Here is a 17,885-nt window from a genome sequence, read left to right on the forward strand (position 1 = left end):
GGTTTATTTGAATCAGCTTACTGTTCCGGCAATGCCTTGGGTGCCTGAGTTTCGTCAAACTCCGGCAGCGGCTGATGCCGTGATGCCAGGAAGGTGTAGATCACCGGCAGCACGAACAGGGTGAACAGTGTACCTATGCTCAGGCCGGACACAATGACGATGCCCATGCCAAAGCGGGAGAAGGCACCGGCACCGGTGGCAAACAGCAGCGGAATCAGGCCCGCCACCATGGCGGCAGTGGTCATCAGAATGGCGCGCAGACGAATGCGGGCTGCCACCCGAATGGCCTCGGTACGATCCCGGCCCCGGTGCAACTGCTCTTCCTTGGCTACTTCACACATCAGAATGCCGTGCTTGGTAATAATGCCCACCAGGGTAATAAGCCCCACCTGAGTGTATATGTTCATGGTGGCCAGACCCCAGGCCAGCGCCACCAGAGCGCCGGAAATGGCCAGCGGCACAGACACCATGATCACCAGCGGATCGCGCACACTTTCAAACTGGGACGCCAGCACCAGAAAGATGATGAACAGCGCCAGCAGGAAGGTCATATACAGCGCATTGCCCTCGGTTACGAACTGGCGGGCAGCGCCCAGATAGTCGTGGTTATAACCGTTGGGCAGTTCGGCGGTGACGTCCTGCTCCAGAAAACCAATGGCATCACCCATGCTTACTCCGGGCGTGAGTACGGCACCAATGGTGGCCGAGTTCAGCTGATTATAGTGGGGCAGGGCGCGGGGCTGAGCTTCCATGGTAATGGATACCAGGTTGGCCAGGGGCACCATGTCGCCGTTATGGGCGCGCACGTAATAGTCCTTAATGGAGTCCGGATTAAGCCGGTCGGCCCGGGCTACCTGAGGGATCACCTCATAGCTGCGGCCGTCCAGATCCACCCGGTTAACATAACCGTCACTCATCATGGTGGACAGGGTCAGGGCAATGTCCTGCATGGTCACGCCATAGGCACCGGCCTTGTCTCTGTTAACCTTGATTTTCATGGTGCCCGAGTCAAAGGCCAGGTCCAGCTCGCTGTAGACGAACAGCGGGCTCTGGCTGACTTTTTTCAGCACCTCGGCGGCGACTTCATACAGGCTTTCAAAGTTGTTGGGGGTGGTCAGCACATATTGCACCGGCAAACCGCTGGAGGCACCGGGCAGCTCGGGGAACTCAAAGGCACTGATGGCCACCGCCGGAATGGCCTGCAACGGTGGCGTCAGCCGCTCAATCACCGCTTTTTGCGCATCCCGCTGACTCCAGGGTTTGAGTATGGCGATTGCCAGGCCCTGGTTGGCGTTGGGCACGCCGGCAATGGTCAGGGAAGTGGACAGAGCATCGTCATTATTGAGCACTTTCACCGCTTCACGCATATTATTTTCGATGTAATCGAGGTTGGCGGTGTTGGGTGCCTTGGCCATCATCAGAAAGGCACCCTTGTCTTCGCTCGGCGCCAACTCGCTGGGAATAAAGCTGAACAGCACCGGCATGGAGCCAAACACCAGCAGGGCAAAGGCGATGACCACCGGGCGTTTGGCCAGCACCGCATCCAGCATACGACTGTAGCGGTTGGTCATGCGATCCAGGGTATTCTCCACGCCCCGCTCAAAGCGGTTGGGGTTGTCGTGGGGCTTGAGCAGCTTGGAACACATCATGGGCGACAGGGTCAGTGCCACTATGCCGGAGATAAATACGGCCCCCGCCAGAGTAAGCGCAAACTCCTTGAACAGAGAGCCGGTAATGCCGCTCATCAGCGCAATGGGTGCGTATACCGCCGCCAGGGTGATGGTCATGGTGATCACCGGCACCGCAATTTCCCGGGTGCCGAGAATAGCGGCCCGATAGGGGGACTCTCCGGCCTTGATGTGGCGGTCGACGTTTTCCACCACCACAATGGCATCATCCACCACCAGGCCGATGGCAAGTACCATGGCCAGCAGGGTCATCAGGTTAATACTGAAGCCAAAGGCGCTCATCAGAATGGCCACGCCTATCAGCGACAGCGGTATGGTAATAATGGGGATCAGTACGGCGCGCAGTGAGCCCAGGAACAGAGTGATCACCACTACCACGATCAGCGAGGCTTCGAGAATGGTTTTTACTACCTCAAAAATGGACTCGTTGATGGCATCGGTAGCATCGTAGAGCAGTTCCATCTTGATGGTGTCGGGCATATTGCGTTCGAGATCCGGCAGCATATTACGCACGTTTTCAGCCACGCTCAGCGGGTTGGCCGACGGCGTCGGATCCACACCTATGATCACCGCCGACTGACCATCAGCCAGGGCGCGTACCACATCATGACTCTTTTCCAGCGACACATTAGCCACATCGCGCAGGCGCACCACGGCATCGTCTCGGGTTGCTACCACCAGTGACTCCAGCTCCTCGGCAGTTTCTATCTGAGTATTGATGTCGCTGTTATAGAGCATGTAATAGCCGGTAGACTGGCCGGCGGCTGCCTGGTAGTTGTTGGCCTGCAGCACCGACAGCACCTCGGCAGCGGTCAGCTGCTGAGCCGCCAGGCGCAGGGGATCAATCCAGATGCGCAGAGCAAACTTGGCACCACCAAACAGGTTGATCTTGGCAACGCCATCCACCGAATAAAACTGTGGCCGCACCACCCGTTCCAGATAGTCATTGATCTGGGGCGAGTTAAGCTGCTCACTGCTGAAGGAGATATACATAATGGAGGTAGAGGCCCCCGTGGTCATCTCCAGGCTGGGATCTTCCGCTTCCCGGGGCAGCTGTGAGCGCACCGAATTGACCCTGGCCAGTATATCGGACAGCGCCGCGTTGGAATCGGTGTTCAGCTTCATCTGTACGGTAATAACAGACTTGCCGTTACTGCTCGACGACGACATAAAGTCGATGTTGTCGGCCTGGGCAATGGCCTGCTCCAGAGGCTGAGTGATAAACCCCTGTATCAGATCAGCACTGGCACCGTAATAGCCGGTGTTCACGGTAATGACGGTGTTGGTCATTTCCGGATATTCTCGCACCTGCATGTTCTGCAGGGACTGCAGCCCCAGCAGCACGATCAGCAGGCTGATCGAGACGGCCAGTACCGGCCGTTTTATGAAGATATCGGTAAAACGCATGGAATTCTCCGCTTACAGCAGGGGGGCCGACTCTGGGGTGTTGAGGGCGTCGCTTTCCACCGGCTTGACCCGGCTGCCGTTAGACAGGCGCACCTGACCCGAAGTGACTATGGTTTCACCGGCTTCCAGGCCTTTTACCACGCGGGCGTAGTCCTGTTCACGCTCGGCCACTTCCACTACCCGCTGGCTGGCCACCTGCACGGTTTCGCCATCGTCGGTCTGCTCTTCTTTTACCACATACACGGTCTGGCCGTAGAGGGTGAAGTTAATGGCATGCTGAGGCACCAGAATCTGGTCAGTTTTCACCGGCAGCTGTACATCCAGCTTGGCAAACATGCCGGAGCGCAGCTTGCCTTCCGGATTGGGAATGCTGGCCTGCACCTGTACTACGCCGGATTCAGGATTAATTTGTGGCTCAATGGCGGTGATTTCACCTTCAAAGGGCGTGTCCGGGTAGGCATCGACCAGAATATTCAGGGTCTGGCCCACCTGAATATCGGCAATGCGGGTCTGAGGAATGGTAAAGCGAATGCGGAACTGGCTGATATCCTCCAGTCGGGCAATGTCGGTGCCGGCATTCAGGTACTGACCCAGAAAGGCGTTACGAATGCCCATTACACCCTGAAAAGGTGCACGAATGGTACGGCGCTCTATGGTGGCCTTGAGAGAGTCAATTTGCCCCAGCAGTTCCCGGTAGTTGGCGTTTGCCTCATCCAGCTGGCCCTGAGACACTGAGCCACGCTGGAACAGCTGACGCATACGCTCCAGGTTTGCCTGAACTGCAGGCAGGCGGCCCTCGGCACTGCGCAGGTTGGCTTTCTCTACATCGGCATCCAGTTCCAGCAGCACATCACCGGCTTTAACCTGCTGACCCGATTCAAAGTGAATGGCACGGACAATGCCGGCAGACTCGTTGCTGACGTTAATGCCCTGAATCGGCTCAATAAAGCCGATAGCAGCAATACGAGGAGTCCAGTCTTGTGGTGTTACTTCGGTAACGGTGACAGGAAAGCTGGGCACCGGCATATTGGCAAAATACTGGGCCATCATTTTTTGTTTGAACAGATTAAAACCAATGACGCTGCCAAAGATAAGAATTACCAGCAGCAGCATGGACAGGGTCCACTTTTTCATCGAAGTCACTCCCGCGACGTGGTTGTTAGCGTTTTAAAATAGCGTTCCAGGCAGCATCCATCAGCTCATCAAAAATAGCATCACTCAGCTGAATGCAGCCCCGGGTGTGTTTTTGGGTAAGCAACATCAGGTTTTCCATGGCAAGAAAGCCCAGCAGCTCTGCCGGCAGATCCCGGAACAAGCCGGTTTCACGGCCGTGTTCAAAAAACTCGAACACCGGCTTGAAGTAACGTTCATCCATGCGTACTTCCTCCTCCCGTGTGAACAGGGGAGACGCTTCATACTGCACACGATAGAGCAGGCAGTCGGGGTTGCTCAGCAAATAATGCAGGCAGTTACGCCACAGCACGCGAAATTGCGCCAGGCAAGGCTGTTGCGTGTTCACCCCTTTCAGCAAGGCCTGGGATACTTCTTGCAGCCGCTCTTCATGCACACAACGCAGCAGGCTTTCTTTATCCTTGAAATAGCGATAAATGGTGCCGGCGGCCACATTGGCCTCGTTGGCCACCTGCTGCATCGACATGCCCTGAAAACCTTTATGGGCGATCAGGTGTTCCGCTGCATTAAGAATGCGCTCGCGTTTGTTTACCATGTCTTGCTTATCGTCATTTGAAACCCAGAGTGAATGAACGTTCATTCCTCTTTTGAGGATTCTAGAGAATTACCGGCTCAAGTCAATTGTCTGCATCAGGCCTTATCATCACTTTAGTTAAAAAAAGCAGCAATGTGCTGATAAAAGCGACAGGCGTGTCTTGTTAGTAAAAAAGTACTGGACAGGGGCAGGGCTGACGCTTAGTATTCGCAGCGTCCAAATGTAGAGCGCCCGTAGCTCAGCTGGATAGAGCGCTGCCCTCCGGAGGCAGAGGTCACAGGTTCGAATCCTGTCGGGCGCGCCATTCGGTTTTGGACAAGGTAATACTGGTGACCGTAGCTCAGTTGGTAGAGTCCTGGATTGTGATTCCAGTTGTCGCGGGTTCGAGCCCCGTCGGTCACCCCAGTTTCAGGCCACGGCCTGGAAAGCAGTACACGATGCGAGGGTGGCGGAATTGGTAGACGCGCTAGCTTCAGGTGTTAGTGTCCTTACGGATGTGGGGGTTCAAGTCCCCCCCTTCGCACCACTGCTTTCAAACAGTTTAACGGCGTTTAGCGCAGCCTGGTAGTGTATCTCGTGTTTTGAGAATAAGCGGACCAGAGGGTCGCAACCCGAACAGATTTAAAGTAATACAACGTTTTCCGGCGTTTAGCGCAGCCTGGTAGCGCATCTGGTTTGGGACCAGAGGGTCGCAGGTTCGAATCCTGCAACGCCGACCAAATTAACCGACCTCAGGGTCGGTTTTTTTACGTCTGCAGCACGGCATCGGCATGACGCTGTTTAGCGCATTCGTGTTTTTCATTTTCCTTTCTTCTGTATACAGTTAGCGCCACACAGGGCGGGACTTGCGCGACAATTAACCATACAATGTGAGCTAGGTCTCTGTAATACACGGCTTTTTAATGGCTGACGAAACAAAACTCAAAAAAACCAAAAACACCAAGGCGGGTGGTGCCACCCAGGTTCAGTCCCTGTCCCGGGCGCTGCTGCTGCTGGAACGGCTGGCCGCCTCTGATATGGGCATGTCGCTGACCGACGTGGCCGGCAGCCTGGGGCTGGCACCTTCTACCGCCCATCGCCTGCTGAACAGCCTGCGCAGCCATGACTTTGTCGATCTTGATGATACTCAGGGATTGTGGAGCATAGGCGTTAATGCCTTTTCCATCGGTAATGCCTACCTTAAAAAGCGCGATTTTATTGCCCAGGCCAGGCCGCATATGAAGCGACTGGTGGCAGAAACCGGTGAAACCTCCAACCTGGCCATTCTGGAGCAGGGCAGCGTGGTTTATGTGGGCCAGGTGGAATCCCCCCAGACCATGCGTATGGTGGTGTCTCTGGGCAGCCGCTCGCCAGTGCATGCCGCCGGCGTGGGCAAGGCGCTGTTGTCGGCCCTGCCCATGAAAGAGGCGCTGGAGCTGGTACGTAATGGCGGTATGAAAGCCTACACAGAGCACACCATTATCAACCCCAGTCAGTTTGAGCAGGAACTGGTTAAAATTGCCCGTCAGGGGTATTCCCTCGACGACGAGGAGCAGTTTGAAGGGCTGCGCTGCATTGCCGCCAACATTTATAACGAATACGGCGAGGCGGTGGCTGCCATTTCCATCTCTGGCCCGGCGGTGCGGGTAAAGTGGGAGCGCATTCCCCAGCTCAGTGCCCTGGTAATGGACGCTGCCAGGGAAGTGACGCAGGCGATTGGCGGCAAAACTCCCAAAGCAAACAGCCGAAAGCCGGAGGCTGACCGCTAGCATGATGGGCTTCGTTCCAACCTGCCGATTTTATTCACTCATCTTGCTCTGGCTGGCCTAACGCTGCTGGCTGCCCCGGGTCAGGGCGGCGGGGTCAAGCAGTTCGCGCAGCTCGGCGTCAGACAGCTCGGTTTCTTCCTGCGCCACCTCAAGAACAGAGCGACCCTCGGCATAGGCTTTTTTGGCAATGACGGCGGCTTTTGCATAGCCGATCACCGGATTCAGCGCCGTGACCAGTATGGGATTGCGGGCCAGGTTTTTTTCAATGTGTGCCTCGTTCAGGATAAAGCCGTCAATGGCTTCTGCCAGCAGGGGCGTACAGTTGGCCAGCAGCTTGATCATGGTGAGCAGGTTGCTGGCCACCAGCGGCAGCATCACATTCAGCTGAAAATTGCCCGACTGCCCGGCAACGGTATTGGCGGCATCCAGGCCTATTACTTGCGCTGCCACCATGGCCACCGCCTCGGGAATAACCGGGTTGACCTTACCAGGCATAATGGATGAGCCCGGCTGCAGCGCCGGCAGCTGAATTTCGGCCACACCGGTGAGCGGTCCCGAGTTCATCCAGCGCAGATCGTTGGCAATTTTCATCAGTGCCACCGCCAGGGTTTTCAGCTGGCCCGACAGCTCCACCGCCGTGTCCTGGCTGCTGAGCGCATAGAAGTAGTCTTCTGCCGGACAAAACGCCTGGCCGGTGAGCTGATTGAGGTAGTCACAAGCCAGCCTGGCCTGACGCGGATCGGCATTGATACCGGTGCCGATGGCGGTGCCGCCAAGAGCAAGCTGCTGCAGCCGGCTCTGCAGCCCCTGCAGCCGGTCGCGGCCATATTGTATCTGAGTGGCCCAGCCACCCAGCTCCTGATCAAAGCGCAGGGGCATGGCATCCATCAGGTGAGTGCGGCCGGTTTTTACCTTGTTCTGCAGCTGTTCTCCTTTTCCCAGTATGGTTTGCTCCAGCTGGTGCAGCGCCGGCAGCAGATCCCGGCTGAAGGCGAGCGCCGCACTGACATGAATGGCCGACGGGATCACGTCATTGGAGCTCTGGCCCATGTTGACGTCGTCATTAGGGTGCACTGGCAGACCGGCATGGTCACTGGCAAGGTTCGCCAGTACTTCGTTAACGTTCATATTGGTGCTGGTGCCCGAGCCGGTCTGAAACACATCCACCGGAAAGGCATCGTCATGTTGACCCTGCATCACACTATGGGCGGCCTGAAGAATTGCATCGGCCTTGCTTTGTTCCAGCCGGCCAAGTTCACTATTGGCATGGGCACAGGCTGCCTTGATGGCTGCCACCGCATGAATAAAGCCGGCGGGAAGAGGGGTGCCTGAAATGGGAAAGTTGTTAATGGCGCGCTGGGTCTGAGCACCATAAAGGGCCTTGGCCGGCACCTCTATTTTGCCCATGGAGTCTTGCTCTGTTCGCATTTTCATTACTGCTTCCCCCTTTCATTTCAGGATGTTAGGAATACAGAGAACAGCTTAGCACTCCTTGCTGACGGTGAAAGCCCGCCTGCTCAAAAAACGCCGCCAGTGCCTCGGTTTGCTGTTCAGGCGCGTCGTTCAAATTCAGTTCCAGCCGGGTCAGGCCCTCTGCTTTGGCCTGCTCTTTCAGCCGGCGCAGCAGCTCGCTGCCTACGCCCCGGCGGCGGGTAATGTCCCGTACTGCAAAAAATACAATTTGCTCCTGCCGGTGCCACGCCATGGCCACCGCCTTATCGTTGAAGGTGGCCAGTAAAAAGGGCTGTTTCTCCGGCAGAGTATGCTGCTGCAGAATAAGTCCGGCATGCTGATGATGCTGCTCGGGAAGGTGAGTAAGCCGGTGTATGGTAAGGCGCATAATGCCGCTCCCTGATGATGAAAATACCTATTCTAACACGCGGCCGGTTCGACAAACGCCGGCCCGAGCGGCATCATGGCGGCGTGTTTTCTACCATGATGTTTGCAATGAGCTTTGATACCCGGGCGCACAACAGCGCCATGACCCATTTCGATCAGCACGACAGCTTCTGGCTGTTTGGTTATGGCTCCCTGATCTGGAAGGCAGACTTTGCCTTTATTGAACGCAGGCCCGCTTATATTGAGGGCTGGGCGCGGCGGTTCTGGCAGGGTTCTCATGATCACAGAGGCACGCCGGAGTTACCGGGGCGGGTGGCAACCCTGACCCGTCAGCCGGACGCGCTCTGTTATGGCATGGCCTATCGTATTGAGCCGGCGGTGCTGGCCGGGCTCGACCTCAGAGAAAAGAACGGCTATTTGCGGGAGCGGGTCATCATCCGGTTTGACGGCGGCCGGGGTGAGGAAGGGCTGATTTATCTTGCCACCGAAGATAATGCGGCTTTTTTGGGAGCCGCTCCGCTGAAGGAAATGGCAGCTCACATCGCCCGCGCTCACGGCCCCAGCGGCAGTAACCGGGAATATTTGCTGAATCTGGCGAGTGCGCTGGCTGCCCAGGGCGTTCACGACGAGCATGTATCCGCACTGGCCGCCTTGCTGCCGGCGGAAGGAGAGTATTAATGGAGTGTCGCTCCAATTGTGGTGCCTGTTGTATTGCACCCAGCATCAGTGCACCTTTGCCGGGCATGCCCAATGGTAAACCGGCGGGCGTGCCCTGTGCTCATTTAATGGCAGACATGCGCTGTGAGCTGTTCGGCAGGCCCGAGCGGCCGGCGTTGTGTGCCCGTTTCAACCCGGCCGAAGACGTATGCGGCACCAGCCGGGACAACGCCATCTGGCTTATCAGCGAGCTGGAAGCGGCGACGGCCTGACTGTTGCACTTGTGCAACGAAGCATCAGTGCGGTTGCACTCCGCCGACACGCTACAAGTACTTCCCTGTAACGCTCGAAAATGCCATCCATGGCATTTAATGGTCGGCTACGGCAATCCCCACTGCTGCTTCGGGTAGCATCGACGTTGCCTGCTGCTATTCGTCGATTTTGTGTTCTGAGAACGTCCTAACCCCGGCGCAGCCAGGGCAGGGGATCCACGGCCTGACCTTTGTAGCGTATTTCAAAATACAGGCCGGGCTTGTCCTGGCCGCCGCTTTCACCGCTAAGAGCAATGGCCTGGCCGGCCTTGACCTTGTCACCGGGCCCCAGCAGTAAAGACTGATTATGACCGTAAAGGCTTAAATAACCTTTTCCGTGATCAATCACCATCACCATGCCAAAGCCGTTCAGCCAGTCGGCATACACGACCTGGCCATTGGCCACCGCACTGACTTGCCGTCCGGCGGGAGCGGAAATCAGCAGGCCTTTCCAGTTCAGTTCACTGGTCCGCGATGAGCCAAAGCGATGCTGCAGTTTGCCTTTCAGTGGCCAGGGCAGGCTGCCTTTGGCCAGGCCGCCAAAGTTTCCTTGAGTTTTGGCCACCACCGGCGTGTGACCCGAGGGGCCGGGCTGACGACGGGCAGCGGCTTCACGGCGTTCACGCTCCAGCCGTTCTCGTTCGGCGCGCTCGGCGGCGGCTTTTATCTGTTGTTCAAGGTGGCTGGCAGCCTGCTTGAGATTGGCCAGCCGGCGGTTACCCTGCTCCAGCTGAGCGTTAAGCTTTTTAGCGGTCTGGTTACGCTCATTTTGCCGTTGTTGCAGCGATTGTTGCTGTTGTTGCTGGCCTGCCAGCAGCGCTTTGAGCTGAACCCGGCTCTGCTCGGCCCGGCGGCGGTTATCCGCCAGCTGGCGGCGAATGTCGGCCAGTCTGTGCAGCGCATCGGCGCGGGCCTGGTTAAGGTGGGCGTAATAGTGCAGCAGACGGTCTATATCACTGCTGTCCTGACCATTAAGCAGCAGCTTCAGATAATCGTGGCGGCCATTCTGATAGGCAGCGCGCAGCTGTGTGGCCAGCTGCTGTTTTTGTTCATCAGCCTGACGGTTCAGGGCTTTGTGTTCCTGATCGAGCCGGGCCAGCTCCTGCTCGTTGCCTTTCAGCTTGTTGCGCGTCTGGTTCAGCTGTCGTGCCATGGCGGAAATGGCTTTTTCATCCTTGGCCAGCTGTTGCTGCAATGCCTTCAGCTCCCGCTGCTGAGTCTGAATATCCTTTTGCTGGCTGGCAATCTGTCCTTTTACATTGCCCAGGTCCTTGCTGTCGTCCGCCCATGCGCAAGCACCGGCCATCAGGCCGGTGCTCAGCAATAACGAAACAATCAGTCTTTGCGTGCCCATAGGGCCGTGATTATTTCAGAACCATCAGAGGCTTGCCAGTCATTTGCGGCGGAATCTCCAGCCCCATCAGGGTCAGTATGGTAGGGGCCAGATCGGACAGCCTGCCGCCTGCTACCGGCGTGGCATCCCGGCCGATGTAAATCAGCGGCACCGGCAGGTTGGTATGAGCGGTATGAGCCTGACCTGTCTGTGGGTTGACCATTTGCTCGGCATTGCCGTGATCGGCGGTGATCAGGGCTTCGCCACCGACTTTCTCCAGGGCTTTCACCACCCGGCCAATAGATCTGTCTACCGCTTCGCAGGCTTTGACCGCCGCTTCAAATACACCGGTATGACCTACCATGTCACCGTTGGGGTAGTTGCAGATAATGACGTCGAACTCGCCGCTTTCAATGGCGTCTACCAGCTTGTCGGTGAGCTGCTCAGAGTTCATTTCCGGCTGCAGATCATAGGTGGCCACCTGAGGGCTTGGAATCAACTCGCGCTGTTCGCCCCTGAAACAGTCTTCCATGCCGCCATTAAAGAAGAAGGTAACATGAGCGTATTTCTCGGTTTCAGAGATGCGCAGCTGGGTCTTGTTGTGATTGGCCAGCCACTCTCCGAGGGTGTTTTCCAGCCGGACCGGCGGATAGGCGCAACTGGTGTGAATATCGGCAGCATATTCAGTGAGCATCACAAAATCGGACAGGGCCGGATAGTGGCTGCGTTCAAAGCCGGCGAAGTCGCTCTCCACAAAGGCACGGGTCAGCTCCCGGGCCCGGTCGGCACGAAAGTTCATAAAGATGACGGCGTCATCATCCTGCATGATAACCGGCTCGCCGATCACAGTGGCGTTTACGAACTCGTCGTTCTCGTCTCTGTGATAGGCTGCCTGTAAGGCAGCAGGACCTGATCCGGCGCTGTATTCCGCCTTGCCCTGAGTCAGCAGATCATAGGCAATTTGCACCCGCTCCCAGCGGTTGTCCCTGTCCATGGCGTAGTAGCGGCCAATGACGGAGGCCAGCCGGCCTTTACCCAGTTTTGTAAACAAATCGTCAAAACGTTGGAGTGAACTCATGGCTGAACGCGGGGCCACATCCCGGCCGTCGAGAAAGCCATGCAGATAGATTTGTTCGGCACCGCGCTGGGCGGCCAGTTCAATCATGGCAGCAATATGATCTTCATGGCTGTGCACGCCACCGGGCGACAGCAGGCCCATAATATGCACCGCTTTGCCCTTGCTCACGGCACCATCCACCGCCTTGGTCAGGGCCGAGTTAGTAAAGAAGTCGCCGTCTTTAATGGCCTTGCCGATGCGGGTGAAGTCCTGATAAACAATGCGGCCGGCACCAATATTGACGTGACCTACTTCCGAGTTGCCCATCTGCCCGTCGGGCAGACCCACATCGTCACCTGACGTGGAGATCAGGGTGGAAGGCCGGTTCTTCATCAGGCCGTCGAGCACGGGAGTATGAGCGCTGTGAATGGCGTTATGTTCGGTTTTTTCGCTGTACCCCCAGCCGTCGAGAATCAGCAGTACCAGGGGTTTTTTGGTCGAGTTCATGGTGTAACCCTATATCGTTATTTAAAGTGTCATGCGATGAAAACTGAAACTGTGTGTCATTTTACTACAATTGCCGAATTGGTCACCAGACAAGGGGTGTGGGATTTGCCATTGGGTGATCCGTCCCGCATTTGGGCGGACAGCGGCGGCTGTTATTTGATGTTTCCCCATGTATACTCGGGCTTTTCCGTCTTTAATTCGCAAGAAGTAACATCATGCAAGAATACCTTGATTTTGCCGGCCGGCATCCGCTGCTGAGCATGGTTTGGCTGGGGTTGGCCATGGCAGTGATATATACCTTTATCATTGCCCGTTTTTCCAAGGTGAAGGTGATTCCGGCTCAGGAAGCGGTCATGCTGATTAACAAGCAGAATGCTGCCGTGGTGGATATTCGGACCGCAGAAGAATTCCGCAAAGGCCATATTGCCGGTGCCATTAATGTACCCAACAGTCAGCTGAAGGCCAACAACCTCAATCTGATTGAAAAGTATAAAGACAAACCGCTGGTGCTGGTCTGTGAAAGCGGCATGACCACCTCCGGAGCCGGCCGCCTGCTGAGCAAGGCGGGCTTCAGCCAGGTTCATACTTTGCGCGGCGGCATGACCGACTGGCGCACTCAGAACCTGCCGGTGACCACCAAGCGTTAATTTTTATAACCCATTGAGCAAAAGGATAGTTTCATGGCTGAAGCAGCAAACGGTGCCGACACTCAGGCGCAACAACAGGTAGAATTTCAGATCCAGCGTATTTATCTGAAAGACGTTTCCTTTGAAGCACCGGGTACGCCCGTGGTGTTCCAGAAGGAATGGAAACCTGAAGTTAAACTGGATCTCGACACCAAAAGCGCCCGCCTGGGTGACAATGTATTTGAAGTGGTGCTGACCCTGACCGTAACCTGCAACATGGGCGAAAACGAAACCGTTTACCTGTGTGAAATTCAGCAGGCTGGTGTGTTCACCATCGGTAACATGGCCGAGCCGCAGCTGGCTCATTGCCTGGGTTCTTTCTGCCCCAATATTCTGTTCCCCTATGCCCGTGAAACTGTATCCGGTCTGGTGAACAAGGGCTCCTTCCCACAGCTGAATCTGGCGCCGGTCAACTTTGATGCTCTGTTTGCCGCTCATATGCAGCGCGCTCAGGAGCAACAGCAGCAGGCCGATGCCTGATGACCCGGCAGGCTGCCATTTCAGTGCTGGGGGCCGGCTCTTACGGCACGGCCCTGGCTATTGCGCTGGCCCGCAACGGCCACCGTACCCTGCTGTGGAGCCACAGGCCCGAGCAGGTGGCCACGCTGGCGGCAGACCGTTGTAACAAGGTTTTTCTGCCCGATGCGGCCTTTCCCGACAGCCTGATACCGAACGCGGATCTGCAGCAAGTGGTGCAGGCCAGCCGCAATTTGCTGATTGTGGTGCCCAGCCATGTGTTTGCCGATGTGTTACGCCAAATAAAGCCGTTTTTGCGCCCGGACAGTCGTATTGCCTGGGCAACCAAGGGGCTGGATCCGGATACCGGCAACCTGCTGCAGCAGGTTGCGACCGATATTCTGGGTGAAAACAGGGCGCTGGCGGTATTGTCGGGGCCAACCTTTGCCAAAGAGCTGGCCATGGGCCTGCCCACGGCTATTTCCCTGGCATCCAACGATGCCGGCTTTGCCAGAGAGCTGGCCGATCTGCTGCACTGTGGCCGCTCGTTCCGGGTATATCTGAACGACGATATGGTGGGGCTGCAGCTGGGCGGTGCCGTCAAAAACGTGATTGCCATTGGTGCCGGTCTGGCTGATGGGCTGGGTTTTGGTGCCAATGCCCGCACTGCGCTTATCACTCGCGGGCTGGCCGAGCTGCAACGTCTGGGCGTGGCCCTGGGTGCTCAGCAGGATACCTTTATGGGTATGGCCGGGCTGGGCGATCTGGTGCTCACCTGCACCGATAACCAGTCCCGTAACCGTCGTTTTGGCCTGGCACTGGGGCAGGGCAAGAGCGTAGATACCGCCATGGCCGAGATCGGTCAGGTGGTGGAAGGTTATCGTAACGCCGCCGAAGTGCATCAGCTGGCGGGTCGTCATGGGGTGGAAATGCCCATTTGCGATCAGGTGTACCGGGTGTTGTATGAAGGCAAGAACGCCAAAGAGGCCGCTATTGCCCTGCTCAGCCGGGATCGCAAAGCGGAGTAGCAGAGAGCTTGAAGCGATAAGCTCGAAGTGAACACCCAAACAAAAGGAGCCTTTGTGGCTCCTTTTTGCTTTCGGGCGAATGCGCTCAGTAGTAGGAGTGGTCGCCGCGCTGGTGCTCGGTGGCGTCGCGCACGCCGTTGAGTTCACCAGGGAACAGCTCGAGCAGTTGCTTCTCGATACCTTCTTTCAGGGTGACGTCTACCATGGAGCAACCGTTACAGCCGCCGCCAAACTGCAGAATGGCCAGGCCGTCTTCGGTGATCTCGGTCAGCACTACCTGACCGCCGTGACTGGCCAGCCCGGGGTTGATCTGGGACTGCAGCACATATTCGACCCGGTCGGCCAGAGGGGCATCATCCGGCACCTTGCTCATTTTGGCATTGGGAGCTTTCAGGGTCAGCTGAGAGCCCATCTGATCGGTGACGAAATCAATTTCGGCTTCTTCCAGAAAGGGGGCGCTTTGCGGGTCAACCACGGCTTCAAAACCATCAAACTGCAGATGGGTATCTTCCGGATCCACTGCATCGGGAGGACAGTAAGAAACGCCGCACTCGGCATTGGGTGTGCCGGGGTTAACCACAAACACGCGAATATTGGTGCCTTCCGGTTGCTGCGACAGCAGCTTGCAGAAGTGCCCCTGGGCGGTTTCGGAAATCGTAATCATCGCTATCCTCGTAAACCTGACTAAACAACTCAACTTTAAATCATACTCCTGTTGCCAGCGCTTGAATAGTGATCAGCGTTCAAGAGTGCGGCACACTGCCCAGACTTCGACGGTTTCCACGCCATTGTCGTGCAGCAAGTGAGTCAGCTCCGTCATGGTGGATCCGGTGGTGATCACATCGTCCAGCAGGGCGACGTGGCGATAGCGGCAGTTAGCAACAGCAAAGGCTCCGGTCAGATTGCGCCGGCGCTCTGCTCTGCTCAGATGGGTTTGCGCTGCGGTGGCACGCACCCGACGCAGCACCCGGCTATCTATGTGCAGATCCAGGCATGACTGCAGGCCACGGGCTATTTCATGGCTCTGGTTAAAGCCCCGGCGCAACTGTCGCCACCAGTGCAGCGGCACCGGCAGTATGGCTTCAGGCCATGGCGGGGTCAGCTCAGCAGCCAGCAAGTGCCCCAGCAGGCGGCCATTGAGCATTTTTCCGTGATATTTCAGATCGTGGATCAGCCGGTTAAAGGGAGCATCAAAAGGGGCCAGCACTCGCATGCGCTGCCAGGCCGGCGGCTGTTTCTGACAGCGGCCACAGTGGGCATCGTCTACTGGCAGCGGAAAAGCACAACCCGGGCAGGGATAAGTCAGCACCGGCAGACCGGTGCGGCAATGCCGGCATAACAATGGCTGCTCATCACAGTCCTGCCGGCACAACAGGCACTGTCCCTGCCACAACGGGCCGGATTGTAAGCGGGCCAGCAGGGGCCGTATGATGGGCCGGAGACGATAAGGAAACATGTAATGAGTGTATATACAGAACGGCGGGGCAGTGGCCCTGATTTGGTGTTGCTGCATGGCTGGGGTATGAACGGCGGCGTCTGGCATGAGCTGGCCGGCCGGCTGGAAAGTGATTTTTGTCTGCATATGGTGGACTTGCCGGGATTTGGCCACAGCGCGCCGTTGCCAGCAGGCAGCTCTTTGGCTGACTGGGCCGCCAGTGTACTGAAAGTGGTTCCGGAACACGCCGCCTGGCTGGGCTGGTCGCTGGGCGGGCTGGTGGCTACTCAGGCGGCACTGCAGGCACCACAGCGGCTAAGCGCGTTAATTACCCTAGCAAGTTCGCCCCGCTTTGTCAGTGAAGCGGGCTGGCCTGGTATTAAGCCCGAGGTGCTGAGTGGTTTTGAACAGCAACTGACAGAGGACCATCAGCAGGTAGTGAACCGTTTCCTGGCACTGCAGGCCATGGGCAGCGAGCATGCCAGAGAAGACATTCGTCGGCTGCGTAACAGTCTGGCCAGCCGGCCGGCACCGGATCCCCGGGCACTGGCAGCTGGCCTTGGTCTGCTGGGCGAGACTGACCTTCGGGCCCAGCTGGCACAGCTGGAGATGCCGCTGCTACGGCTTTATGGCCGGCTTGATGGTCTGGTGCCGCGCAAGGCGGCGGTGCTGACCGACGAGCTGGCACCTGACAGTGACAGCCATATTGAGCCCAAAGCCTCTCACGCGCCCTTTATTTCTCACCCCGATGCCACTGCGGACAGAATAAGAGACTTTTTGCACCGGCTGAAGTGAGCCAGCTTGCTGCCCCGCCGGACGCTCTGGGCTATAGTCAGAACTGACAGGCAATCTCGCCTTGAAGGAAACCGTTATGGCCATACCCGTCATTCTGCCCAATATGCCGCCCAATCCGGCCCAGCCCGCCACCGAGGCGGCCCGGGCAGATAATGTGCGCCGCCCTGCCATCCCGGTTATTCGGGCGGTACAGCCTTATGTGGCCATTCGTCAGCGTGACCGGCAACGCCAGCGCAGCCGGCGGGAAGAAGCCTTTGAAGCCTGGCTGAGTCTGCATCAGGGCGCGGTTTGTCTGATTGGCACCAGCCCGGCCATGAGCCGCCGGCTGGAAGTGATCAACCGGCGTTATCACGACCTGGAAGGGCAGGCGGATGCCGTGCTGGATGTGGAGGTCTGACGACCGCGCAGTGGCCGTTGACTGAAAATAGAAATAATCCGGCGCTGTGTGTAAAATTCGTGCTCTTTTTGCTGAACAACGAGATCACGTCATGGGCAGAGCCTATCAAAACCGCAAAGAATCCATCGCCAAGACCGCCAATGCCAAGAGCAAGGTCTACAGCAAATACGGCCGCGAAATTTACGTGGTCGCCAAAGCCGGCGGTGCCGACCCCGATGGTAACCTGAGCCTGCGTGGCCTGATCGAACGCGCCAAAAAAGACCAGGTGCCCACCCATGTAATTGAAAAAGCCCTGCAAAAGGCCACCAGCGGTGCCGGTGAAGATTTTTCACCCGCCCGCTATGAAGGTTTTGGCCCGGGCAACTGCATGGTGATTGTGGACTGCCTGACCGACAACCCCAACCGTACCATTGGTGACGTGCGTCAGTGCTTTAACAAGGTCAAGGCCAAGCTGGGTACTTCGGGCACAGTGAGCCACATGTTTGATCACTGCGCGATTCTGGTATTTGACGGTGACGACGAAGAGGCCGTACTGGAAGCCCTGATGATGGCTGATGTAGATGTAACTGACATTGAGCTGGAAGACGGCAAGATCACCGTCTTTGCGCCCAATACCGAATATGCCAAGGCCAAACAAGCGCTGATCGATGCTTTTGAAGGCATCGACTTTGAGGTGGATGCCATTCAGTTTGTGCCCCAGACCACGGTAGAAATCAGCGGTGATGATGTGGCTCAGATGGAGCGCTTTCTTGATATGCTCAACGATGTGGACGACGTTCAGAACGTGTATCACAACGCCGAATACTGATACATCC

General features: G+C 57.1%; 18 protein-coding genes and 4 tRNA genes. 13 read left to right on the forward strand and 9 right to left on the reverse strand.

Going from position 1 to position 17,885, the window contains the following annotated elements:
- Positions 1 to 17: 17 nt before the first annotated feature.
- The 3 genes from N2M06_RS00805 to N2M06_RS00815 are packed head-to-tail and all read right to left on the reverse strand — an operon-like array spanning position 18 to position 4,821.
- Positions 18 to 3,095, reverse strand: coding sequence for a multidrug efflux RND transporter permease subunit (locus N2M06_RS00805; protein ID WP_346351318.1), 3,078 nt, complete (start codon positions 3,093 to 3,095; stop codon positions 18 to 20).
- Between the two features lie 12 nt (positions 3,096 to 3,107).
- On the reverse strand, positions 3,108 to 4,229 hold the full coding sequence (locus N2M06_RS00810; protein WP_019934712.1) for an efflux RND transporter periplasmic adaptor subunit: 1,122 nt from the start codon (positions 4,227 to 4,229) through the stop codon (positions 3,108 to 3,110).
- Between the two features lie 25 nt (positions 4,230 to 4,254).
- Positions 4,255 to 4,821, reverse strand: coding sequence for a TetR/AcrR family transcriptional regulator (locus N2M06_RS00815; RefSeq protein WP_019934713.1), 567 nt, complete (start codon positions 4,819 to 4,821; stop codon positions 4,255 to 4,257).
- 227 nt (positions 4,822 to 5,048) lie between these two features.
- Between N2M06_RS00815 and N2M06_RS00820 the strand changes: the two genes are divergently transcribed.
- The 5 genes from N2M06_RS00820 to N2M06_RS00840 all read left to right on the forward strand — a co-directional run bounded on the left by N2M06_RS00820 (position 5,049) and on the right by N2M06_RS00840 (position 6,569).
- Positions 5,049 to 5,125 (forward strand) — tRNA-Arg (locus tag N2M06_RS00820).
- Positions 5,126 to 5,150: 25 nt separating this feature from the next.
- Positions 5,151 to 5,226, forward strand: a tRNA-His gene (locus N2M06_RS00825).
- A 34-nt stretch (positions 5,227 to 5,260) separates the two neighbouring features.
- A tRNA-Leu gene (locus tag N2M06_RS00830) sits at positions 5,261 to 5,347 on the forward strand.
- A 116-nt stretch (positions 5,348 to 5,463) separates the two neighbouring features.
- Positions 5,464 to 5,540, forward strand: a tRNA-Pro gene (locus tag N2M06_RS00835).
- Between the two features lie 183 nt (positions 5,541 to 5,723).
- A complete protein-coding gene (locus N2M06_RS00840) occupies positions 5,724 to 6,569 on the forward strand; it encodes an IclR family transcriptional regulator (protein ID WP_346351319.1) in 846 nt (281 codons plus the stop codon).
- 57 nt (positions 6,570 to 6,626) lie between these two features.
- Here the strand turns inward: N2M06_RS00840 and N2M06_RS00845 are convergent, their stop codons facing one another.
- Together N2M06_RS00845 and N2M06_RS00850 are read right to left on the reverse strand one after the other, a co-directional pair.
- Positions 6,627 to 8,003, reverse strand: a complete 1,377-nt coding sequence (locus N2M06_RS00845) for a class II fumarate hydratase (protein WP_346351320.1) — start codon at positions 8,001 to 8,003, stop codon at positions 6,627 to 6,629.
- 28 nt (positions 8,004 to 8,031) lie between these two features.
- Complete coding sequence (locus N2M06_RS00850) at positions 8,032 to 8,409, reverse strand: acetyl-CoA sensor PanZ family protein (protein WP_019934716.1); 378 nt, start codon at positions 8,407 to 8,409, stop codon at positions 8,032 to 8,034.
- Between the two features lie 14 nt (positions 8,410 to 8,423).
- Between N2M06_RS00850 and N2M06_RS00855 the strand changes: the two genes are divergently transcribed.
- Together N2M06_RS00855 and N2M06_RS00860 are read left to right on the forward strand one after the other, a co-directional pair.
- Positions 8,424 to 9,086: a gamma-glutamylcyclotransferase gene (locus N2M06_RS00855; RefSeq protein WP_317075671.1), complete on the forward strand. Its 663-nt coding sequence runs from the start codon at positions 8,424 to 8,426 to the stop codon at positions 9,084 to 9,086.
- Positions 9,086 to 9,337, forward strand: a complete 252-nt coding sequence (locus tag N2M06_RS00860) for a YkgJ family cysteine cluster protein (RefSeq protein ID WP_019934718.1) — start codon at positions 9,086 to 9,088, stop codon at positions 9,335 to 9,337. The genes N2M06_RS00855 and N2M06_RS00860 overlap by 1 nt, the downstream gene beginning before the upstream one ends.
- Before the next feature lie 187 nt (positions 9,338 to 9,524).
- Here N2M06_RS00860 and envC read toward each other — a convergent pair whose 3' ends face one another.
- Together envC and gpmM are read right to left on the reverse strand one after the other, a co-directional pair.
- Positions 9,525 to 10,730 (reverse strand): murein hydrolase activator EnvC, encoded by a 1,206-nt coding sequence (gene envC, locus N2M06_RS00865; RefSeq protein ID WP_019934719.1) that lies wholly within the window; start codon positions 10,728 to 10,730, stop codon positions 9,525 to 9,527.
- Positions 10,731 to 10,740: 10 nt separating this feature from the next.
- Positions 10,741 to 12,273, reverse strand: a complete 1,533-nt coding sequence (gene gpmM / locus N2M06_RS00870; protein WP_317075670.1) for a 2,3-bisphosphoglycerate-independent phosphoglycerate mutase — start codon at positions 12,271 to 12,273, stop codon at positions 10,741 to 10,743.
- 215 nt (positions 12,274 to 12,488) lie between these two features.
- Between gpmM and N2M06_RS00875 the strand changes: the two genes are divergently transcribed.
- The 3 genes from N2M06_RS00875 to gpsA are packed head-to-tail and all read left to right on the forward strand — an operon-like array spanning position 12,489 to position 14,443.
- Positions 12,489 to 12,920 carry a rhodanese-like domain-containing protein gene (locus N2M06_RS00875; protein ID WP_019934721.1) on the forward strand — a complete coding sequence of 144 codons (432 nt, stop codon included), beginning with the start codon at positions 12,489 to 12,491 and terminating at the stop codon, positions 12,918 to 12,920.
- Between the two features lie 33 nt (positions 12,921 to 12,953).
- A complete protein-coding gene (gene secB, locus N2M06_RS00880) occupies positions 12,954 to 13,439 on the forward strand; it encodes a protein-export chaperone SecB (RefSeq protein WP_019934722.1) in 486 nt (161 codons plus the stop codon).
- Positions 13,439 to 14,443 (forward strand): NAD(P)H-dependent glycerol-3-phosphate dehydrogenase, encoded by a 1,005-nt coding sequence (gene gpsA / locus N2M06_RS00885; protein WP_019934723.1) that lies wholly within the window; start codon positions 13,439 to 13,441, stop codon positions 14,441 to 14,443. Before secB ends, gpsA begins: the two co-directional genes overlap by 1 nt.
- 85 nt (positions 14,444 to 14,528) lie before the next feature.
- On the opposite strand, the gene nfuA is transcribed toward gpsA, so the two are convergent.
- Together nfuA and N2M06_RS00895 are read right to left on the reverse strand one after the other, a co-directional pair.
- Positions 14,529 to 15,107, reverse strand: a complete 579-nt coding sequence (gene nfuA / locus N2M06_RS00890) for a Fe-S biogenesis protein NfuA (RefSeq protein ID WP_019934724.1) — start codon at positions 15,105 to 15,107, stop codon at positions 14,529 to 14,531.
- A gap of 72 nt (positions 15,108 to 15,179) precedes the next feature.
- Positions 15,180 to 15,875, reverse strand: coding sequence for a ComF family protein (locus N2M06_RS00895; protein WP_346352141.1), 696 nt, complete (start codon positions 15,873 to 15,875; stop codon positions 15,180 to 15,182).
- Between the two features lie 27 nt (positions 15,876 to 15,902).
- On the opposite strand from N2M06_RS00895, the gene bioH reads away from it, so the two are divergent.
- From bioH to N2M06_RS00910, 3 genes are all read left to right on the forward strand, one after another.
- Positions 15,903 to 16,673, forward strand: a complete 771-nt coding sequence (bioH, locus tag N2M06_RS00900) for a pimeloyl-ACP methyl ester esterase BioH (protein WP_019934726.1) — start codon at positions 15,903 to 15,905, stop codon at positions 16,671 to 16,673.
- Between the two features lie 76 nt (positions 16,674 to 16,749).
- Complete coding sequence (locus N2M06_RS00905; RefSeq protein ID WP_317075668.1) at positions 16,750 to 17,070, forward strand: hypothetical protein; 321 nt, start codon at positions 16,750 to 16,752, stop codon at positions 17,068 to 17,070.
- A gap of 91 nt (positions 17,071 to 17,161) precedes the next feature.
- Positions 17,162 to 17,878 (forward strand): YebC/PmpR family DNA-binding transcriptional regulator, encoded by a 717-nt coding sequence (locus N2M06_RS00910; RefSeq protein WP_019934728.1) that lies wholly within the window; start codon positions 17,162 to 17,164, stop codon positions 17,876 to 17,878.
- Positions 17,879 to 17,885 lie beyond the last annotated feature (7 nt).

It is taken from the genome of Oceanimonas sp. AH20CE76 (assembly GCF_039654065.1).
Classification (GTDB): Bacteria; Pseudomonadota; Gammaproteobacteria; order Enterobacterales; family Aeromonadaceae; genus Oceanimonas; species Oceanimonas smirnovii.

Coding starts and splice junctions, on each gene's coding strand:
- N2M06_RS00805 (WP_346351318.1), bottom strand. CDS start 3,095: ATGCGTTTTACCGATATCTTCATAAAACGGCCGGTACTGGCCGTCTCG.
- N2M06_RS00810 (WP_019934712.1), bottom strand. CDS start 4,229: ATGAAAAAGTGGACCCTGTCCATGCTGCTGCTGGTAATTCTTATCTTT.
- N2M06_RS00815 (WP_019934713.1), bottom strand. CDS start 4,821: ATGGTAAACAAACGCGAGCGCATTCTTAATGCAGCGGAACACCTGATC.
- N2M06_RS00840 (WP_346351319.1), top strand. CDS start 5,724: ATGGCTGACGAAACAAAACTCAAAAAAACCAAAAACACCAAGGCGGGT.
- N2M06_RS00845 (WP_346351320.1), bottom strand. CDS start 8,003: ATGAAAATGCGAACAGAGCAAGACTCCATGGGCAAAATAGAGGTGCCG.
- N2M06_RS00850 (WP_019934716.1), bottom strand. CDS start 8,409: ATGCGCCTTACCATACACCGGCTTACTCACCTTCCCGAGCAGCATCAT.
- N2M06_RS00855 (WP_317075671.1), top strand. CDS start 8,424: ATGATGAAAATACCTATTCTAACACGCGGCCGGTTCGACAAACGCCGG.
- N2M06_RS00860 (WP_019934718.1), top strand. CDS start 9,086: ATGGAGTGTCGCTCCAATTGTGGTGCCTGTTGTATTGCACCCAGCATC.
- envC (WP_019934719.1), bottom strand. CDS start 10,730: ATGGGCACGCAAAGACTGATTGTTTCGTTATTGCTGAGCACCGGCCTG.
- gpmM (WP_317075670.1), bottom strand. CDS start 12,273: ATGAACTCGACCAAAAAACCCCTGGTACTGCTGATTCTCGACGGCTGG.
- N2M06_RS00875 (WP_019934721.1), top strand. CDS start 12,489: ATGCAAGAATACCTTGATTTTGCCGGCCGGCATCCGCTGCTGAGCATG.
- secB (WP_019934722.1), top strand. CDS start 12,954: ATGGCTGAAGCAGCAAACGGTGCCGACACTCAGGCGCAACAACAGGTA.
- gpsA (WP_019934723.1), top strand. CDS start 13,439: ATGACCCGGCAGGCTGCCATTTCAGTGCTGGGGGCCGGCTCTTACGGC.
- nfuA (WP_019934724.1), bottom strand. CDS start 15,107: ATGATTACGATTTCCGAAACCGCCCAGGGGCACTTCTGCAAGCTGCTG.
- bioH (WP_019934726.1), top strand. CDS start 15,903: ATGAGTGTATATACAGAACGGCGGGGCAGTGGCCCTGATTTGGTGTTG.
- N2M06_RS00905 (WP_317075668.1), top strand. CDS start 16,750: ATGGCCATACCCGTCATTCTGCCCAATATGCCGCCCAATCCGGCCCAG.
- N2M06_RS00910 (WP_019934728.1), top strand. CDS start 17,162: ATGGGCAGAGCCTATCAAAACCGCAAAGAATCCATCGCCAAGACCGCC.